The following is a 16,250-nucleotide window of genomic DNA, read 5'->3' on the forward strand; positions in this document are numbered from 1 at the left end:
CCCGCCAAGGTACGCTGCCGATCAATTGCCTTCGCTGACCGCGAAAATCCGCCGATGCTCGCGAATCGCATACCGGTCCGTCATGCCGGCAATGTAATTGGCGATCAGACGCGACTGGTCGCCGCCATGCGCCGCCTGGTACTGAGGCGGCAGCAAACGGGAATCCGACATGAATGCCCCGAACAGGTCCGAGACGATGCGCTGGGCCTTGGACGACATGCGCATCACCAGGTAATGCCGGTACAGGTGACGGAACAGGAAACGCTTGAGCGCAGCGGCCTCTTCGTGGATCTGCGGGCTAAACCCGATGAGCGGACCGGCCGCACGCACGGCGTCGATCGAACGTGGATTCGCCGCGGCGATATTGCGGCTCGTGGTCTCGATCAGGTCGACGATCAGCGTATTGATCATGCGCCGCACGGTTTCGTTGATCGCGCGGCGGCCATTGATGCCTGGGAAGGCCTCTGCCACCTCGGCACGATGGCGCCCCCACATGGGAACTTCGTCGAGCTGCTCTAGCGTCAGCAGCCCCGAGCGCAGGCCATCGTCGATATCGTGGTTGTTGTAGGCGATCTCGTCGGCAAGGTTGGCCAGCTGGGCTTCCAGCGATGGCTGCGTGCCCTCCAGGAAGCGCCGGCCCAACTCGCCGAGCGCGGCGGCGTTGACGCGCGAACAGTGCTTGAGGATGCCTTCCCGCGTCTCAAACGTCAGATTCAGCCCGTTGAAGCCGCCATAGCGCTCTTCCAGTTCGTCGACGACCAGCAGGCTCTGCAGGTTGTGCTCGAAGCCGCCGTGGTTCTTCATGCAGGCATTGAGCGCGTCCTGGCCGGCATGGCCGAACGGCGTGTGGCCGAGGTCGTGCGCGAGCGAAATCGCCTCGACCAGATCCTCGTTCAGGCGCAGGTTGCGCGCGATCGAACGGGCGATCTGCGCGACTTCCAGGCTGTGTGTGAGGCGCGTGCGGAACAGGTCGCCTTCATGGTTGACGAAGACCTGGGTCTTGTACTCCAGCCGCCGGAAGGCCGTACTGTGGATGACGCGGTCGCGGTCGCGCTGGAACTCCGTGCGCGACGACGACGCGGACTCCGCGTGGACGCGCCCGCGTGTCTGCGCGGAGCGGGCGGCGTAGGGAGCGAGGTGGCTTTCAAGGTCGGTCATGCGGCAATCCGTGGGCTGGGTCAGGGTTGCGAGGCATAACCGATCGTTTACGCGACCGTGGCCTCGGTGGGAGGTTTAAGGACTGCCTGCGCCAGTGTCGCGCGCAGATCGGTATCGGGAACCGTGGTGATGAACGCTTCGCCAAGCTTCTTCAGCAGGATGAACTTGATGCTGCCGGCTTCGGCCTTCTTGTCCACCTTCATCAGTTCGATATAGCGGTCGGTGCCCAGTTCCGGCGCGACGATGGGTAGCATGGCCGCCTGCGTCAGTTGCCGGATGCGCGCACGCGTCTCCGTGTCGATAAAGCCGAGCCGGTGCGACAGGTCCGCCGCCATCACCATGCCGCAGCCCACTGCTTCGCCATGCAGCCATTCGCCGTAGCCCATGCCGGCTTCGATGGCATGGCCGAAGGTATGGCCGAAGTTCAGGATTGCACGCAATCCGCCTTCGCGCTCGTCCTGGGCCACGACACCAGCCTTGATCTCGCACGAGCGCTGTACGGCCAGCGCCATCAGGTCCGGGTCGCAACTGTTCAGCGCGGCGATATTGCGCTCGATCCAGGCGAAGTAATCGGCGTCGGCGATCGCGCCGTGCTTGATGACTTCGGCCATGCCGGCTGCCAGCTCGCGTGCAGGCAGCGTACGCAGCGTGTCGATGTCGGCAATCACCGCGTTGGGCTGGTGGAACGCGCCAATCATGTTCTTGCCGAGCGGGTGATTGATGCCGGTCTTGCCGCCAACCGACGAATCCACCTGCGACAGCAGCGTGGTCGGCACCTGCACGAACGGCACGCCGCGCATATAGCACGCCGCCGCAAACCCGGTCATGTCGCCCACCACGCCGCCGCCCAGCGCGACCAGCGTGGTCTTGCGATCAGCGCCAGCGGAAAGCAGCGCATCGAAGATCAGGTTCAGCGTTTCCCACTGCTTGAAGGCTTCGCCGTCGGGCAGCGTGACCACGCGCACGGTCTTGCCCAGTTCCTTCAGGCTCGCTTCGACGCGGGCCGCGTAGAGCGGGCCGACGGTTTCATTGGTGACGATAACGGCGTGCTGGCCGCGCACATGCGGGCGCAGCAGCTCGGCGTTGCCGAGCAGGCCGGTACCGATATGGATGGGATAGCTGCGCTCTCCCAGGTCGACTTGTAGCGTGATCATGAATGCGTATCGTTGGCCGGCTGGTCCGACGCGGCGGCGGTGTCGATGCGGAAACCGGCCATTTCCAGCTGCATCAGCACCATATTAGCAAGCTGTGCCACCGAGGGCTTGCCGGTCTCGATGATGAAATCGGCCACCTCGCGGTAAAGCGGGTCGCGCGCGCCATAGAGCGCTTCGAGCTTGCCCTTCGGATCCTCGGTCTGCAGCAGCGGGCGGTTGCGGTCGTGACGGGTGCGCAGCCACAGGTCGTGCGGGCTGGCGCGCAGGTAGACCACAGTGCCGCGTGATTTGAGCAGTTCGCGGTTTTCGGGCCGCAGCACCGCGCCGCCGCCTGTGGCAAGCACAATGCCGCTGCGGCCGGTGAGTTCACGGATCATGGCGGCCTCGCGGTCGCGGAAACCTTCTTCGCCCTCGTGCTCGAAAATCACCGGGATGCGCACGCCGCAGTGCGCTTCCAGCTCGTGGTCGGAATCAAAAAACGGATAGTGCAGGCGCCGCGCGACCGTCCGGCCCACGGTAGTCTTGCCGGCGCCCATCAAGCCGACGAAGAAGAGGTTGGGACGGCCGGTCTCCATGGCCATCGGCAAGGCTGTCACTGGATTGTCGCTCGGGAATGCGGATTCCGGTCCGCCCTCCCCCGTTGGAAACTGCATCATCTTCTTATGTTGGGCCGCAACCAGCAAGTGGCGGATGCGGCATGACCGCGCCGACGGGCCGCCACGGACAAAAAAAGGCCGCATCGGTCGATGCGGCCTTGCAGTCTACTGCATCCAGCCCTCCGGGCGCCAATTGCGCCTCTCCGGGCCGCCGGGCGCGTCATTTCAGCGTAACGCTCTCGTTCAGGACACGCGGCGTCAGGAACACCAGCAGTTCGGTGCGGTTGCGCACCTTCGCGTTGTTCTTGAACAGATAGCCGAGCACAGGGATATCGCCCAGGAACGGCACCTTGTCCACATCCGTGCTTTCCGTTTGCGTATAGATACCGCCGATGACCACTGTGCCGCCATTGTCTACCAGCACCTGGGTCTGCACGTGCTTGGTATCGATGGCGAAGCCCGAGGTCGTCTGGATGCCCACGCTGTCCTTGTTCACATCCACGTCGAGCAGCACATTGCCTTCCGGCGTGATCTGGGGCGTCACTTCCAGCTTCAGGTTGGCCTTGCGGAACTGCACCGAGGTGGCGCCACTGGACGTGGCTGCCTGGTAAGGCAGTTCCGTACCTTGCTCGATCAGCGCCTTGATGTTGTTAGCTGTGACCACGCGCGGGCTGGAAATGATCTTGCCCTTGCCATCCGCTTCCAGCGCCGAGAGTTCGAGCGCCAGGAACCGGGTGGCGGCGCTATTGAAGATGCTGACCGCGATGTTCGCCGGGTTCGTACCGTTGATCGCTCCGGCCGGCAGGCTCAGGAACGGCCCGTTATCGGAATTCGCGCCAGGCAGCACGTTGCTGTACGTGTTGCCGACCCGGGCGTTGTTGTACTGGCCGGCAAAGCCGAGCTTTACGCCGAGGTTACGGCTGAACGTGTCGGTGGCCTCGACGATGCGCGCCTCGATGATCACCTGGCGCACCGGGATGTCGATCTTGTTCAGGAACCCCTGCACCTCTTCCAGCTTGCTGGCGATGTCCGACACGAACAGCTGGTTGGTGCGGGCATCGGCAGTCAGCGAACCGCGCTTGGACAGCATGCGCGAAGCCACGCCGGCCGCGCCGCCGATGCCGACAGCCGGGACCGCCGCGCCTGCGGCACCGCCCGTGGTGATGCCGAGCAGCATCTTGCGCACATCCTCGGCGCGCTGGTAGTTCAGCTGGAACACCTGGCTGCGGATCGGCTCGAGTTCATTGATCTGCTGCTGCGCCTCCAACTCCAGCTTCTCCTTGGTGGCCAGTTCAGCCTTGGGCGCCACCCACAGCACATTGCCATTGCGTCGCGACGCCAGCCCCTTGGCATCCATCACGATCTGCAGCGCCTGGTCCCACGGCACGTCCTTGAGACGCAGCGTGATATTGCCCTGTACGGTGTCGCTCGTAATGATGTTCAGGTTCGTGAAATCGGCAAACACCTGCAGCAGCGAGCGGATGTCGATGTTCTGGAAGTTGAGCGACAGGCGCTCGCCACGGTAACCCGGGCCGCTGATCAGCTTGGCCGGGTCTTCCTTGATCGGCCGCACTTCCACCACGAACTGCGTGTCGGTCTGGTAGGAGCTGTACTCCCAGTTGCCGCGCGGCTCGATGGTCAGGCGGGTATTGCCGCTGGCGTCCGTGGCGCGCATGCCCTGCACCGGCGTGCCGAAGTCGCTCACGTCGAAACGACGGCGCAGGTTCTCGGGCAGCGAGGTGCCCAGGAAATCGACCACCACGTTCTGGCCTTGCTGCGCGATATTGATGCCCGAATCACGCGAGGACAGGTCCACCACCACGCGTCCCGCGCCATCCGTGCCCCGCCGGAAGTCGATGTTGCGCACGGACGCACGTGCCGCGGCGACCGCGGTCGGTGCGGCAGGCGCGGCAAAGGTCGGCGCGGCCGCCCTGGCAGCAGGCGCGACATTGTCGAGCAGCACCAGGAACTGGTTGCCGCGGACCTCGGTCCGGTAAGTCGCCGTGCGCGTCAGGTCGAGCACCACGCGGGTGCGGTCACCGATCTGCATGACACTCGCCCCGCGCAGCAGCTTGCCGGCGTAGTCATACTGAGCGCGGCCGGCGGCAAACCCGGTATCGAAGAAATCGATCGCGATGCGAGCCGGATTCTGCGTTGTGAAGTCCGCCGGCTTCTGCGCCGGCGGCGACTGCAGGTCGATGGTGAACAGGGTCTGCTCGCCCACCACATTGGCGTCGACCGACTTCACCTGGTTGCCCTGTGCGAGCGCCGCCGGGGCGGCCAGCACAAGTGTCATCGTCATTGCGCCTGCAAGCGCTCGGTACCAGCGACCCAGGGTCATGCCGACACCTCCAGCTTCAGGCTGGTCATTTTCTCTTTCCACTCGGATACCCCTTCCCGGACCAATTCGCGCAACACGATCTCCTGATCGGTGATGCGGACCACCCGGCCGTAACTCTGGCCGAGATACTGACCCACCTTGACGTGGTGGATCTTGTTATCAACACGCACGATGCCGAAGGTCTCGCCGTTCTTCTTCATCATGCCGAGCATCTTGAAGTTTTCGAGCGGATAGTCTTCGAGCGGCTCGCGGCGACGCCCGGCTTCGGGCGACTCCGCCAGCATCTTGTTGAGTTCGCCGATCTTGGTCTGTGCGAACGGCTCCGGCGCGCTGCGCCCCGCGTATTCGCGCGGCACATAGGGCTTGGGTTCGGGCAAGGGCGCGGGCGGCTGGGCTTTGGCGTTGCGCGTGGCATCCATCCACTGCCGCAGCGCCTGTTCGTCGCCGGAACCGCACGCGCTCAGCAGTCCGGCAGCCAGCGCGGCGGCAAGCAGGCCCAGACGACGCATGGAAAGGCTCACGATGCGGCTCATTTGGCACCTCCGGCGGGCTTGGCGGCATTGGCGGCAGCCTTGCGTTGCGCGGCCTGCTCGTCCGGGTCCAGGGTGCGGTAGGCCATCGCCACCGCTTCCATGGTCAGCGCGCCTTCCTTGGTATTGGCGAGCTGCAGGTTCTGCATCGATACGATCCGGGACAGCGCGGCGACGTCGGCGTTGAACTGCGCAACATCGTGATAGCGCCCCGTCACCTTCAGGTTCACCGGGATCTCTGCAAAGTAAGGCTTGAGCACCGCAGCCTGCGGCTTGAACAGCTCAAACTGCAGGCCGCGCGCCACGCCGGCGTGGTTGACGTCGGCGAGCAGCGCGTCCATCTCGGTCTTGTTCGGAAGCTGGCGCTCGAGCTGCGCCACCCGCAGCTCCACCTGCTTCTTCTGTTCGCGCAGCGCTTCCAGGTTGGCGACCTGGACGACCTTTGACTGGTAGGCCTGCTTGAGGTTTTCCTGTTCCGCGCGCTGGCGGTCGAGTTCCTCGGTCTTGCCGCTCCAGTAGAACTGCCAGCCGAGCAGCAGCACGACAGCCGCCGCGATGAGCGCGAACACGACGCGCGGCGCCGTGGGCCAAGTCTCGGGCTCGTTCATATTGAGCCCGCGGAACTGGCCTGTCAGGTCCGCCAGGTTGATTTCGGTATTGAGCACCATGGTCAGGCCTTTCCGTTAGCGGCCGGTGCCTGGGCCGCGCTTGCCGCGCCGTTCTTCTTGTCGGCAGGCGTTTCGGGAGCGCGGTAGGCGAAGCGCATCGAGAAATCGAACAGGCGGCGCTGTTCACGCAGGTTGTTGGTCATGGTCACGGCCTTGGACTCGACCAGTTCGGCCTTGTCGAGCCATGGCACCGCGCCGACATTGCGCAACAGCTCGGAAATGCGCTCGTTGGACTGCGCCACGCCGGCAATCGTGAACGAATCGCCGGTCTGCTTGAGGCTGGTCAGGTAGACGCCTTCCGGCACCTGGCGTACCAGTTCCTCGAGCAGCTGCACCGGCCGGTTGCGTTCGGTCTGCAGGCTCTCCACGGCCTGCTGGCGTTGCAACAGGGCCTCGATGTCCTTCTTGAGTGTGTTGACCTCGCGGATCTGGCCGTCCAGGCGCGCGTTTTCGGCGGTGAGCACCTGGTTCAGCCCCACCACGGATTCGATCTCGTGATCGATATAAAGCCCGCCCAGCAGCACCACCACCGCGCCGGCCGCCGCCGCGCCCCCAAGGATCGCGTAGACGCGCTTGCGTCGGGCGGCCTTGCGGGCTTCGTGGTAGGGCAGGAGGTTGACCGACGGGAGTGTGTTCGTTGACATTCGGATTCCCCCGGGGTGCGTTATTGCAGGCCGCGCAATGCCAGTCCGGCGCTGACGATATACGCCGGCAAGTCACGCTGCAGATACCGTTCGTTGACCTTGCCGTTCGTGACCATGTTGGCGAACGGGTTCGCGAGCGTGGTAGTAATCTGGGTCTGCTGCTGGATCGCCGCCTGCACGCCGAGCAGCGACGCATGCCCGCCCGACAGCAGGATCTCGTCCACGCGCCCCAGGCTGGAACTGGCGATGAAATTGCCGACCGCGGCCTGCACTTCCATGGCCAGCGCTTCGAGCGACGGCTTGAGCAACTGGGTACGCCAGGCTTCGGGCAGCGTGTTCTTGCGCTTCTTGATCTCGGCCTTGAGCGCATCGAGCGTGAACATGCGCGCGGCGCTCTGCGTAAGCTGGTCGCCGTAGCTGTTCAGCGGCTGCTCGTATAGCTCTTTCCAGCCTTGATAGAAGATGGCCTTGGAACGGCTGCCGCCCAGGTGGACGACCGCCACTACGGGCAGCGCGCGCGCATCGGCTTCCGACATCTCGCGCGGCACGCCGAGCATCTGCACGATGGTGCGCTGCACCGCGTATTCCTCGACGTCCATGACCTGCGGGCGCAGCCCGGCCATCTCGGCGGCGGTCACGCGCTCCTGCACGCGATCGCTGTTCGCCGCGGTCACGCGCACGCCGATGCCGCCCTCGGTTTCGCTCGGGCCGATCACGGCGAAGTCGAAATTGACCGTCTGCGACGGCGGATAAAGCCGGTGCGCTTCGGATTCGACCTGGGAATAGAGTTCGTCTTCGGACAGGTTGTCCGGCAAGCTGACAGTCTGTGACTCCGTCAGCATCGACGGCACGCCGAGCACCACGTCCTTCGAGCGGATGCCGGCCTTGCCGAGCGCGCGCTTGAGCGCGATGCCCACAGCTTCGATGTTGATGACGTTGCCGTCGGCAACGGCATTGCGGTCCAGCAATTCGCTGGCACATTTTTCCAGCCGGTAGTCCTGTTTGCTGCCCCCCACGGACAGCTCGACTACCTTGACACTGGACGACCCGATGTCCACGCCGACCGTAGTCCGGCGCAGAAGCCCCGACAAAATGCCCCGTCGCAAGGTGACCCCCCTGACATTTGAACTCGCCCCCGGCTTGACTGCTCTAATCGGGCGAGCCTTGTTTCTTGGATGAAACGTTTGCTCTTTTATGTTGGTCGATTCTCACAAAAACCGGCAGTGCTGGCAATGTGCCGGTTTGACCACGCTTTTATTTTTCCGGCGACGTTGCCAAAACCCCACGGTCGTCGGGTTCCCTTCCGGGCCCTTTTTCTGCAAGCCCATCCGCGTAAGCCGCCGCGGCCACGACATTACATCTTGTAACAGCGCGGTAGCGTCGGGGCCGCCACTGCACGGGGAGTAGCCGCTATACCGGAAGATATAATCCCCCGCACTCCTGACTAGGTTTTTCCCTTATGGCCACAGCACAACCGAAGCCGTCCCTCCCAGCCCGCCGCTCGCTCTGGGCGCGCATCACGTTCTGGGTAGTGGGGCTGATCGTCGCCGGCATCGTGGCGGTCGCGCTGCTGCTCGGCTACGCGCTGCTCGTGGCCGCGCCAAACCTGCCGTCGCTGGACACCATCACGGACTATCGCCCGAAGATCCCGCTGCGCATCTTCACTGCTGACAATGTCCTGATCGGCGAGTTCGGTGAAGAGCGCCGCAACTTCGTGCCGATCGCGGAGATTCCCGACGTCATGAAGAAGGCGGTGCTGGCGATCGAAGACGACCGCTTCTACGAGCACGGCGGCGTCGACTTCGTCGGCGTGATGCGCGCGGGCCTGGCGAACCTGCGCGGCGGGCTGTCGCAGGGCGCATCCACGATCACCATGCAGGTCGCGCGCAACTTCTTCCTGTCCAGCGAGAAGACCTACACGCGCAAGATCTACGAAATGATGCTCGCGTACAAGATCGAGGCGAACCTGAGCAAGGACCAGATCCTCGAGCTGTACATGAACCAGATCTACCTGGGCCAGCGCGCCTATGGCTTCGATAGTGCCGCGCGCGTCTACTTCGGCAAGTCCGTGCGCGACGTGACGCCGGCCGAAGCGGCCATGCTGGCCGGCCTGCCCAAGGCGCCGTCGGCGTACAACCCGGTGGTGAACCCGCGCCGTGCCAAAGTCCGCCAGGAATACATCCTGCAGCGCATGCGCGACCTGCGCTACATCACGCCGGAACAATACGACGCCGCCCTCCGCGAAGCCCCGAAGGTGCGCAGCGAGGGCAACGAGTTCTCCACGCACGCGGAGTACGTGGCGGAAATCGTGCGCCAGCTGATGTACGCGCAATACCGCGAGGAAACCTACACGCGTGGCCTGACGGTCTACACCACGCTGACCAAGCCTGACCAGGACGCTGCCTACGAGGCCGTGCGCTCGGGCATCATGAACTACGAGCGCAAGCACGGCTATCGCGGCCCGGAAGCGTTCATCGACCTGCCGTCCGACCAGGCCGAACGCGAACAGGCTATCGACGATGCACTCGTCGAACATCCCGGCAGCGACGACCTGCGCTCGGCCGTGGTGACCACCGTGTCGCCACGCCAGGTGAAGGCTACGCTGCTGTCCGGCGAAGTGGCCACGATCGAAGGATCGGCGCTGCGTTTCATTGCCCCGTCGCTGTCGGCCAACGCCCAGCCCAAGACCAAGATCCGCCCCGGCGCGATTATCCGCGTGACGCAGGACGACAAGGGCGACTGGACGGTCACCCAGTTGCCAGAAGTGTCGGCGGCGTTTGTCTCGATCAACCCGCAGGATGGCGAGATCCGCTCGATGGTCGGGGGCTTTGACTTCAACCGCAACAAGTTCAACCACGTGACGCAGGCCTGGCGCCAGCCCGGTTCCAGCTTCAAGCCGTTCATCTACTCGGCAGCGCTGGAAAAGGGCTTCTCGCCGGCCACCGTGATCAATGATGCGCCGCTGACGATCGGCCCGGACACCGGCGGCCAAGTGTGGGAGCCGAAGAACTACGACGGCAAGTTCGAGGGCCCGATGACCATGCGCCGCGCGCTGGCCAAGTCGAAGAACCTGGTCTCGGTGCGCATCCTGCGGGCAATCGGTACGCAGTACGCGCAGGACTACATCACCCGCTTCGGCTTCGAGGCGGAGAAGCACCCCGCCTACCTGCCGATGGCGCTGGGCGCCGGTAGCGTCACGCCGCTGCAGATGGCCGGCGCCTATTCGGTGTTCGCCAACGGCGGCTACCGCATCAACCCGTACCTGATCCAGAAAGTTGTCGATGCGCGCGGCAAGGTGCTTTCCGAAACCCAGCCGCAGCGCGCCGGCAGCGACGCCGTGCGCGTGCTCGACGCACGCACGGCGTTTATCGCCGACACCATGTTGCGCGATGTGGTGCGCATGGGGACGGCCAACCCCGCCAAGCAGCGCCTGGGCCGCAATGACCTGGCCGGCAAGACCGGTACCACCAACGATGCCGTCGATGCGTGGTTCGCGGGCTACACGCCCAACCTGGTTGCGATCGCCTGGATGGGTTACGACCAGCCCAAGAGCCTGGGCGTGCGCGAGACCGGCGGCGGACTGGCCCTGCCGATCTGGGTTGGCTACATGGGCAAGATGCTCAAGGGCGTGCCGGAAAGCCCGGAACGGCCCGCACCGGAAGGCGTGGTCATGGCCGGCGGCGACTGGACCTTCGAAGAGAACGCGAGCGGCGCTGGCGTGGCATCGGTCGGCCTGGGCGACCCGTGGCCGGGCAAGCCGGAAGAAAGCACGCGTCCGCCAGCCGATGTGGAAGCGGAGAAGAAGAAGATCCTGGAAATGTTCGGCGGGGGCTGAACGTCTCACGGACGCCATGCACACGAAAAAGCCGGCCTGCTTGGGCCGGCTTTTTCATTGGTCAGCGCCGGATGGGACGTTGCTCAGCCTAGCTTGAGCGCCGCCTCCGCCTGCTGGCTGACATAGGCCGACAGTGCGGCATACAGCTCATCGCCGCTGCGCGTATCGACCCACCGCTCGCCGTCGCGGCGGAAATGGAAACCGCCCGAGCGCGCCGCTACCCACAGTTCCTGCATCGGGGCCTGGCTGTTGATGATGATCTTGGAGCCGTTCTCGAACTCCAGCTCCATCACGTTGCCGGTACGGCTGATTTCGATGTCGGCGTCGGCCGCGTCGGCGGCCGCTTCCACCGCGGCTTCGATGCGGTCCAGCTCCTTGCCGGCCAGGGCCAGGAACTCGCTTTCACTCAAGGGGGGCATGCTAAACTCCAAGACCGCCGGCGCCAGTACTCTGTCCGCCTTGCTGCTGCGCATGGGGCACATGCAGTGGCCGGCTTTTATTGTTGAGGATTTCCGGATTCCGGCCGTGCCCTGGAACTCTGGCGGCGGCCGCGTACGACACGCCGGCTGCCGGTCCGACAGCTTTCCCAACCGTATTCAAGGACGACCCGATGCTCCGTCGTGTTGCGATTGTATCGGCGTTTGCCGCCGGCCTTGCGATGCCCCTGCTGGGCGGATGCGGCATTCGCGGGCCGCTGACCATGCCGAAGGTCCCGCCCGAGCCGACCGCGCCGTCCGTGCCCGATCCGGGCCTGGGCCATCCTGACGCCAAGCTGCCCGCGTCGGCAGCACCCACCACGCCTCCGGCCTCTTCCGACGCCCCCACCAGCCGATAACCATGACCGCATTTTTCCATCGCCAGGACGGCGCCCTGATGGCCGAACAGGTGCCGCTGGCGCAGATCGCCGCCGAATTCGGCACGCCGGCCTATGTGTACTCGCGCGCCGCGCTGACCGCCGCGTACCAGGGCTACGCTGCCGCCTGCAAAGGCCGCAAGGCGCAGGTGCAGTACGCCATGAAGGCCAACTCGAACCTGGCGGTACTGCAGGTCTTCGCAAAACTTGGCGCGGGCTTCGACATCGTCTCCGGTGGCGAACTCAAGCGCGTGCTGGCCGCCGGTGGTGATCCGCGCAAGGTGGTGTTTTCCGGCGTCGGCAAGAACGCGGCGGAGATGGAACTCGCGCTCGCCCATGACGTGCGCTGCTTCAACGTCGAATCGATTCCCGAACTGGACCGCCTCAATGCCGTGGCCGGCCAGATCGGCAAGCGCGCGCGCGTGTCGCTGCGCATCAACCCGGACGTCGATGCCAAGACCCACCCATACATCTCGACGGGCCTGAAAGGCAACAAATTCGGCATCGCGTTCGAGGACGTGCTGCCCACGTACCGTGCTGCCGCTGCGCTGCCGAATATCGAAGTCACCGGCATCGACTGCCACATCGGTTCGCAGATCACCGAAGTGGCACCGTATCTGGAAGCGCTCGACAAGGTGCTCGACGTGGTCGAAGCGCTGGAGCGCGAAGGCATCGTACTCGAGCACATCGATGTCGGCGGCGGCCTGGGTATCACCTACACCGACGAGACGCCGCCCGACATCACGGGCTTTGCCACCACGCTGCTTGACCGTGTGGCCGCACGTGGCCATGCGCATCGCGAAGTGCTGTTCGAACCGGGTCGCTCGCTGGTCGGCAATGCCGGCGTGCTGCTGACGCAGGTGGAATTCCTCAAGCCCGGCGCGGCCAAAAACTTCTGCATCGTCGATGCCGCCATGAACGACCTCGCGCGCCCGGCCATGTACGAGGCCTATCACCGTATCGAGCCGGTCAAGGCGAACGGCGGATCGCAGGTCGTCTACGACATCGTCGGTCCGGTGTGCGAATCGGGCGACTGGCTTGGCCGCGACCGCGCGCTGGCCGTGCAGCCGGGCGACCTGCTGGCAGTGATGTCGGCCGGTGCCTACGGCTTCGTGATGAGCTCCAACTACAACACCCGCCCCCGCGCCGCCGAAGTCATGGTCGACGGCGGCAAGGTCCACCTCGTACGCGAACGCGAACTGGTCGAAGACCTGTTCCGCGACGAACGCCTGCTGCAGGACTGATCCACCCGCCAGTCTCCCGGCCTGCCTGCCTCAGCGGGCGGCCGGACGCCAGCGCCACCACAGGCGCAGCCCCAGCAGCACGAACACCACTGCAGCGTAGATCGACACTTCGCTGAAGTCGTTCTTGCCAGCCTTGTGCCACCAGTAGTGCAGGATGGCCAGCACCGCGATCGCGTACACCGCCTTGTGCAGCGCCTGCCAGCGCTTGCCGCCGAGGCGCCGAACCATGCCGTTGGTCGAAGTCAGCGCCAGCGGGATCATCAGCACAAAGGCAGCGAACCCGACCGTGATGAACGGCCGCTTGACTACATCCTTCAGCATGTAGGCGAAGTCGAAGCCGCGATCTACGCCGATCCATAGCAAGAAGTGCTGAAGGCCGTAGAAGAACGCGAATAGCCCCAGCATGCGGCGCAAGCGCACGAGCCAGTTCCAGCCGGTCAGGCGCCGCAGCGGCGTAACCGCCAGCGTCACGCACAGCATCACCAGCGTCCACGTGCCGGTTGACCGTGTCACGAACTCCAGCGGATTGGCGCCGAACTGGCTCGTTGCTCCCAGGTACAGCAACCGCACAAACGGCAGCATCGCCAGCAGCCAGATGAACACCTTCAGCGTGCGCACCTGCGCCGCGGGCAACGCCGCCAGCCCGCCGGCCCTGCTGCCCGGGACCGCGCCTTGCGCGCGTGTCGAAGTGGGTTGCGAAACCGTCATGTCAGCCCTGCCCATCAGAAAAATTTCCTCAGATCCATGCCCTGGTACAGCGACGCGACCTGCTGGCCGTAGCCATTGAACGGCAGCGTCTTGCGCTTGGGCGCGAACAGCGCGGCAAAGCCGCCGCCACCGCTATCCTCGCCAATGCGCCGCTCGGTTGCCTGGCTCCAGCGCGGATGGTCCACATCCGGGTTCACGTTCGAGTAGAAGCCGTATTCCTGCGGCGCGGCCAGATTCCAGCTCGTCGGCGGCTGCTTGTCGACGAAGCGGATCTTCACGATCGACTTCGCGCTCTTGAAGCCGTATTTCCATGGCAGCACCATGCGCACCGGCGCGCCGTTCTGGTTCGGCAGCACCTCGCCATAAAGACCAAAGGTCAGCAGAGCAAGCGGGTGCATCGCCTCGTCCATGCGCAGGCCTTCGCTGTAGGGCCAGTCCAGCACCGAGCTGCTGATGCCGGGCATCTGCTTCTTGTCGGCGAGCGTGATGAATTGCACGTACTTCGCGCCCGGCTGCGGCTCCACGCGGCGAATCAGCTCAGCCAGCGGATAGCCAAGCCACGGGATCACCATCGACCAGCCTTCCACGCAGCGCAGGCGGTACACGCGCTCTTCCATCGGCGCGAGCTTGAGCAGCTCGTCCAGGTCATAGACCTTGGGCTTTTTCACCAAGCCTTCCACCGCCACCTGCCACGGACGCGGCTGCAGCGTGCCGGCATTGCGCGCCGGGTCGGACTTGTCGGTACCAAATTCGTAGAAGTTGTTGTAGGTGGTGACATCCTCGTAGGGCGTACGCTTTTCTGTCACCACGAAAGCGCTGTTGGGCGTGGCCGCCAGCTTTGCCCCATGACGGCCCTGGGCGCGGGCCTCGCGCGCAAGCCACGGACTCAGCGCAGCACCGGCGGTGCCGGCCGCGGCGAGCGCCAGCAAGCGCCGGCGCGTGGCGAACACATGGCGCGGCGTGATCTCGGAGGCGGCGATGTCATCACCGCGCAACCACTTCGGGGAGGGAATCAGCATGGTTGTTCCTTGGTACTTCGAACGGCCCGGGAGTTGGACTTCCCGTTGGTCGGATGGTGCTGGCCATTCCTGACAGCTTTTTTTCGCAGGAGGCGGCCGATGCGCCTAGCCGCCCTGGCCTTGGTATTGCTGGTACACGGACTGCGCCAGTGTCAGCAGGCGCGCACGATCCACCTGCCCGGCCAGCGCGAACCCGAGACTGCGGTCGATCCAGTAAAACGCCATCGCCCCTGCTCCCGGCCGGCCGGGAGCAGGCTGCGGCATGCGCTCGAGCCGGAAGCCCGTATCGGGCGTGCCTTGCGCCATGCGGCGCAGCTGCAGCGACAGGCGCGTACCGTCGTCGGCTTCATACATGAGGATCGCGGACGGCCCGCCTTCGGCCACGCCAAGGCGGCCTCCGATCAGGTGGAAGCCCTGTGGGCGCAGGTCGGGCACCTGCAATGGCGCACCGAGCCGCTTGGACAGCCACGCAATCAGATGGGCTTCGTCGGTGGCCGGCACTTCCACGGGATGCCGCACTTCGGGCGCATAGACCGCGTGGGAGACCAACGCTTCGCGCGCAAAGCGCTCGCCCGGCGCCATGGCAATGACAGGGCCGTCCGCCATGCGTCCATGCGCGATCCAGCCAATCGTGCCGCCCACGGCCAGCGAGGCGACCGACGCACAGGCCGCGATCCATCCGGTACGCCAGCCGCGCGCCCTGCCGTCGTGCCGGGGCGAGCCGCCACGCAGCGGCTCGGGCAGCGCGGCAAGCGGCACCGGTTCGTTGAGCACGCCATCGAGTGCGCCATGCAACGCGTCCGCCTGCCTGCGCCATTCGGCCACGCGCGCCGCCACTTCCGGCTGCTCGGCCAGGTATGCCTCCACGACTGCGCGGCGGCGGCCGCTTAGCTGGCCGTCGGCGTAGGCATGCAGGTCGGCTTCGTGGATCGGGGACATCATTTCACTCGCTGCAGCGTCGTGGCCGGCTCGGTGGCCTGTGCGCCATGTTGTGGCTTCACTGTGCCGTCGAGCAGGGTGCGCATGTGTTCGCGCGCTCGCGCCAGGCGGGACATCACGGTGCCAACCGGAACATTGAGCACGTGTGCGGCCTCCGCGTACGTGAACTGTTCCAGGCTGACCAGCAGCAGCACCGCGCGCTGGGCTTCGGGCAAGGCGGTCAGCGCCTGCAGCAGATCGCGCCGCAGCCCGGGATCCGTGGCCGGGGCGCTGACCTCCGGCAGAGTTTCCATGGCGACGACCAGGTCCTTCCGGCGCACGGCATTCAGGCGCAGGCGGTGCATCAGCGTGAGCAGCCACGGCAGCAGGCCGTCGGCGCCATCGCCCCACCATGCGCCCGGACGCAGGCGAAAGCGCCAGCGGTAGCGCAGCGCGCGCTCCAGCGTGTCCTGGACCAGGTCATCGGCCTGCGCCGCGTCGCTGGTCAGGCCACGCGCGTGGCGCCGCAGGCGCGGCGCCAGCGCGATCAGCTGGCCTTCAAACCCGTCCATGCCTAGCCGG

Annotated in this window: 16 protein-coding genes; 3 read left to right on the forward strand and 13 right to left on the reverse strand. The window is 65.4% G+C overall.

The window, feature by feature from the left end; all coding sequences use genetic code 11:
• Positions 1–21: 21 nt before the first annotated feature.
• From K2O51_RS29045 to pilM, 8 genes are all read right to left on the reverse strand, one after another.
• On the reverse strand, positions 22–1,158 hold the full coding sequence (locus K2O51_RS29045) for a deoxyguanosinetriphosphate triphosphohydrolase (RefSeq protein WP_011299271.1): 1,137 nt from the start codon (positions 1,156–1,158) through the stop codon (positions 22–24).
• Positions 1,159–1,205: 47 nt separating this feature from the next.
• Positions 1,206–2,312, reverse strand: coding sequence for a 3-dehydroquinate synthase (gene aroB / locus K2O51_RS29050; protein WP_011299272.1), 1,107 nt, complete (start codon positions 2,310–2,312; stop codon positions 1,206–1,208).
• Complete coding sequence (locus K2O51_RS29055) at positions 2,309–2,887, reverse strand: shikimate kinase (RefSeq protein ID WP_011299273.1); 579 nt, start codon at positions 2,885–2,887, stop codon at positions 2,309–2,311. The genes aroB and K2O51_RS29055 overlap by 4 nt, the downstream gene beginning before the upstream one ends.
• Positions 2,888–3,128: 241 nt before the next feature.
• Positions 3,129–5,249 (reverse strand): type IV pilus secretin PilQ, encoded by a 2,121-nt coding sequence (locus K2O51_RS29060; protein WP_011299274.1) that lies wholly within the window; start codon positions 5,247–5,249, stop codon positions 3,129–3,131.
• Entirely contained in the window at positions 5,246–5,782 is a 537-nt protein-coding gene (locus tag K2O51_RS29065; RefSeq protein WP_140953284.1) for a pilus assembly protein PilP, read from the reverse strand. Before K2O51_RS29065 ends, K2O51_RS29060 begins: the two co-directional genes overlap by 4 nt.
• On the reverse strand, positions 5,779–6,447 hold the full coding sequence (locus K2O51_RS29070; RefSeq protein ID WP_140953283.1) for a type IV pilus inner membrane component PilO: 669 nt from the start codon (positions 6,445–6,447) through the stop codon (positions 5,779–5,781). Before K2O51_RS29070 ends, K2O51_RS29065 begins: the two co-directional genes overlap by 4 nt.
• Before the next feature lie 2 nt (positions 6,448–6,449).
• Positions 6,450–7,091 (reverse strand): PilN domain-containing protein, encoded by a 642-nt coding sequence (locus K2O51_RS29075; RefSeq protein ID WP_011299277.1) that lies wholly within the window; start codon positions 7,089–7,091, stop codon positions 6,450–6,452.
• Positions 7,092–7,111: 20 nt separating this feature from the next.
• Positions 7,112–8,182, reverse strand: coding sequence for a type IV pilus assembly protein PilM (gene pilM, locus K2O51_RS29080; RefSeq protein WP_041679726.1), 1,071 nt, complete (start codon positions 8,180–8,182; stop codon positions 7,112–7,114).
• Between the two features lie 368 nt (positions 8,183–8,550).
• Here pilM and K2O51_RS29085 point away from each other — a divergent pair, with 368 nt between their 5' ends.
• Positions 8,551–10,926: a penicillin-binding protein 1A gene (locus K2O51_RS29085; RefSeq protein WP_011299279.1), complete on the forward strand. Its 2,376-nt coding sequence runs from the start codon at positions 8,551–8,553 to the stop codon at positions 10,924–10,926.
• Positions 10,927–11,009: 83 nt separating this feature from the next.
• On the opposite strand, the gene cyaY is transcribed toward K2O51_RS29085, so the two are convergent.
• Complete coding sequence (gene cyaY / locus K2O51_RS29090) at positions 11,010–11,345, reverse strand: iron donor protein CyaY (protein WP_011299280.1); 336 nt, start codon at positions 11,343–11,345, stop codon at positions 11,010–11,012.
• Between the two features lie 191 nt (positions 11,346–11,536).
• On the opposite strand from cyaY, the gene K2O51_RS29095 reads away from it, so the two are divergent.
• Complete coding sequence (locus K2O51_RS29095) at positions 11,537–11,761, forward strand: hypothetical protein (protein WP_041679727.1); 225 nt, start codon at positions 11,537–11,539, stop codon at positions 11,759–11,761.
• Between the two features lie 2 nt (positions 11,762–11,763).
• Entirely contained in the window at positions 11,764–13,023 is a 1,260-nt protein-coding gene (lysA, locus tag K2O51_RS29100) for a diaminopimelate decarboxylase (RefSeq protein WP_011299282.1), read from the forward strand.
• A 30-nt stretch (positions 13,024–13,053) separates the two neighbouring features.
• Here lysA and msrQ read toward each other — a convergent pair whose 3' ends face one another.
• From msrQ to K2O51_RS29120, 4 genes are all read right to left on the reverse strand, one after another.
• A complete protein-coding gene (gene msrQ, locus K2O51_RS29105) occupies positions 13,054–13,731 on the reverse strand; it encodes a protein-methionine-sulfoxide reductase heme-binding subunit MsrQ (RefSeq protein WP_011299283.1) in 678 nt (225 codons plus the stop codon).
• Between the two features lie 14 nt (positions 13,732–13,745).
• Positions 13,746–14,750, reverse strand: coding sequence for a protein-methionine-sulfoxide reductase catalytic subunit MsrP (gene msrP / locus K2O51_RS29110; RefSeq protein WP_011299284.1), 1,005 nt, complete (start codon positions 14,748–14,750; stop codon positions 13,746–13,748).
• Positions 14,751–14,855: 105 nt separating this feature from the next.
• A complete protein-coding gene (locus tag K2O51_RS29115) occupies positions 14,856–15,692 on the reverse strand; it encodes an anti-sigma factor family protein (protein ID WP_041679728.1) in 837 nt (278 codons plus the stop codon).
• Positions 15,689–16,240 carry an RNA polymerase sigma factor gene (locus tag K2O51_RS29120; protein WP_011299286.1) on the reverse strand — a complete coding sequence of 184 codons (552 nt, stop codon included), beginning with the start codon at positions 16,238–16,240 and terminating at the stop codon, positions 15,689–15,691. Before K2O51_RS29120 ends, K2O51_RS29115 begins: the two co-directional genes overlap by 4 nt.
• Positions 16,241–16,250 lie beyond the last annotated feature (10 nt).

Origin of the sequence: Cupriavidus pinatubonensis, assembly GCF_019602855.1 — a bacterium.
Classification (GTDB): Bacteria; Pseudomonadota; Gammaproteobacteria; order Burkholderiales; family Burkholderiaceae; genus Cupriavidus; species Cupriavidus pinatubonensis.

Bases quoted from the DNA above. Each gene is read 5' to 3' on its own strand.
- K2O51_RS29045 (WP_011299271.1), bottom strand. From the start codon at position 1,158: ATGACCGACCTTGAAAGCCACCTCGCTCCCTACGCCGCCCGCTCCGCG.
- aroB (WP_011299272.1), bottom strand. From the start codon at position 2,312: ATGATCACGCTACAAGTCGACCTGGGAGAGCGCAGCTATCCCATCCAT.
- K2O51_RS29055 (WP_011299273.1), bottom strand. From the start codon at position 2,887: ATGGAGACCGGCCGTCCCAACCTCTTCTTCGTCGGCTTGATGGGCGCC.
- K2O51_RS29060 (WP_011299274.1), bottom strand. From the start codon at position 5,249: ATGACCCTGGGTCGCTGGTACCGAGCGCTTGCAGGCGCAATGACGATG.
- K2O51_RS29065 (WP_140953284.1), bottom strand. From the start codon at position 5,782: ATGAGCCGCATCGTGAGCCTTTCCATGCGTCGTCTGGGCCTGCTTGCC.
- K2O51_RS29070 (WP_140953283.1), bottom strand. From the start codon at position 6,447: ATGGTGCTCAATACCGAAATCAACCTGGCGGACCTGACAGGCCAGTTC.
- K2O51_RS29075 (WP_011299277.1), bottom strand. From the start codon at position 7,091: ATGTCAACGAACACACTCCCGTCGGTCAACCTCCTGCCCTACCACGAA.
- K2O51_RS29085 (WP_011299279.1), top strand. From the start codon at position 8,551: ATGGCCACAGCACAACCGAAGCCGTCCCTCCCAGCCCGCCGCTCGCTC.
- cyaY (WP_011299280.1), bottom strand. From the start codon at position 11,345: ATGCCCCCCTTGAGTGAAAGCGAGTTCCTGGCCCTGGCCGGCAAGGAG.
- K2O51_RS29095 (WP_041679727.1), top strand. From the start codon at position 11,537: ATGCTCCGTCGTGTTGCGATTGTATCGGCGTTTGCCGCCGGCCTTGCG.
- lysA (WP_011299282.1), top strand. From the start codon at position 11,764: ATGACCGCATTTTTCCATCGCCAGGACGGCGCCCTGATGGCCGAACAG.
- msrQ (WP_011299283.1), bottom strand. From the start codon at position 13,731: ATGACGGTTTCGCAACCCACTTCGACACGCGCGCAAGGCGCGGTCCCG.
- msrP (WP_011299284.1), bottom strand. From the start codon at position 14,750: ATGCTGATTCCCTCCCCGAAGTGGTTGCGCGGTGATGACATCGCCGCC.
- K2O51_RS29115 (WP_041679728.1), bottom strand. From the start codon at position 15,692: ATGATGTCCCCGATCCACGAAGCCGACCTGCATGCCTACGCCGACGGC.
- K2O51_RS29120 (WP_011299286.1), bottom strand. From the start codon at position 16,240: ATGGACGGGTTTGAAGGCCAGCTGATCGCGCTGGCGCCGCGCCTGCGG.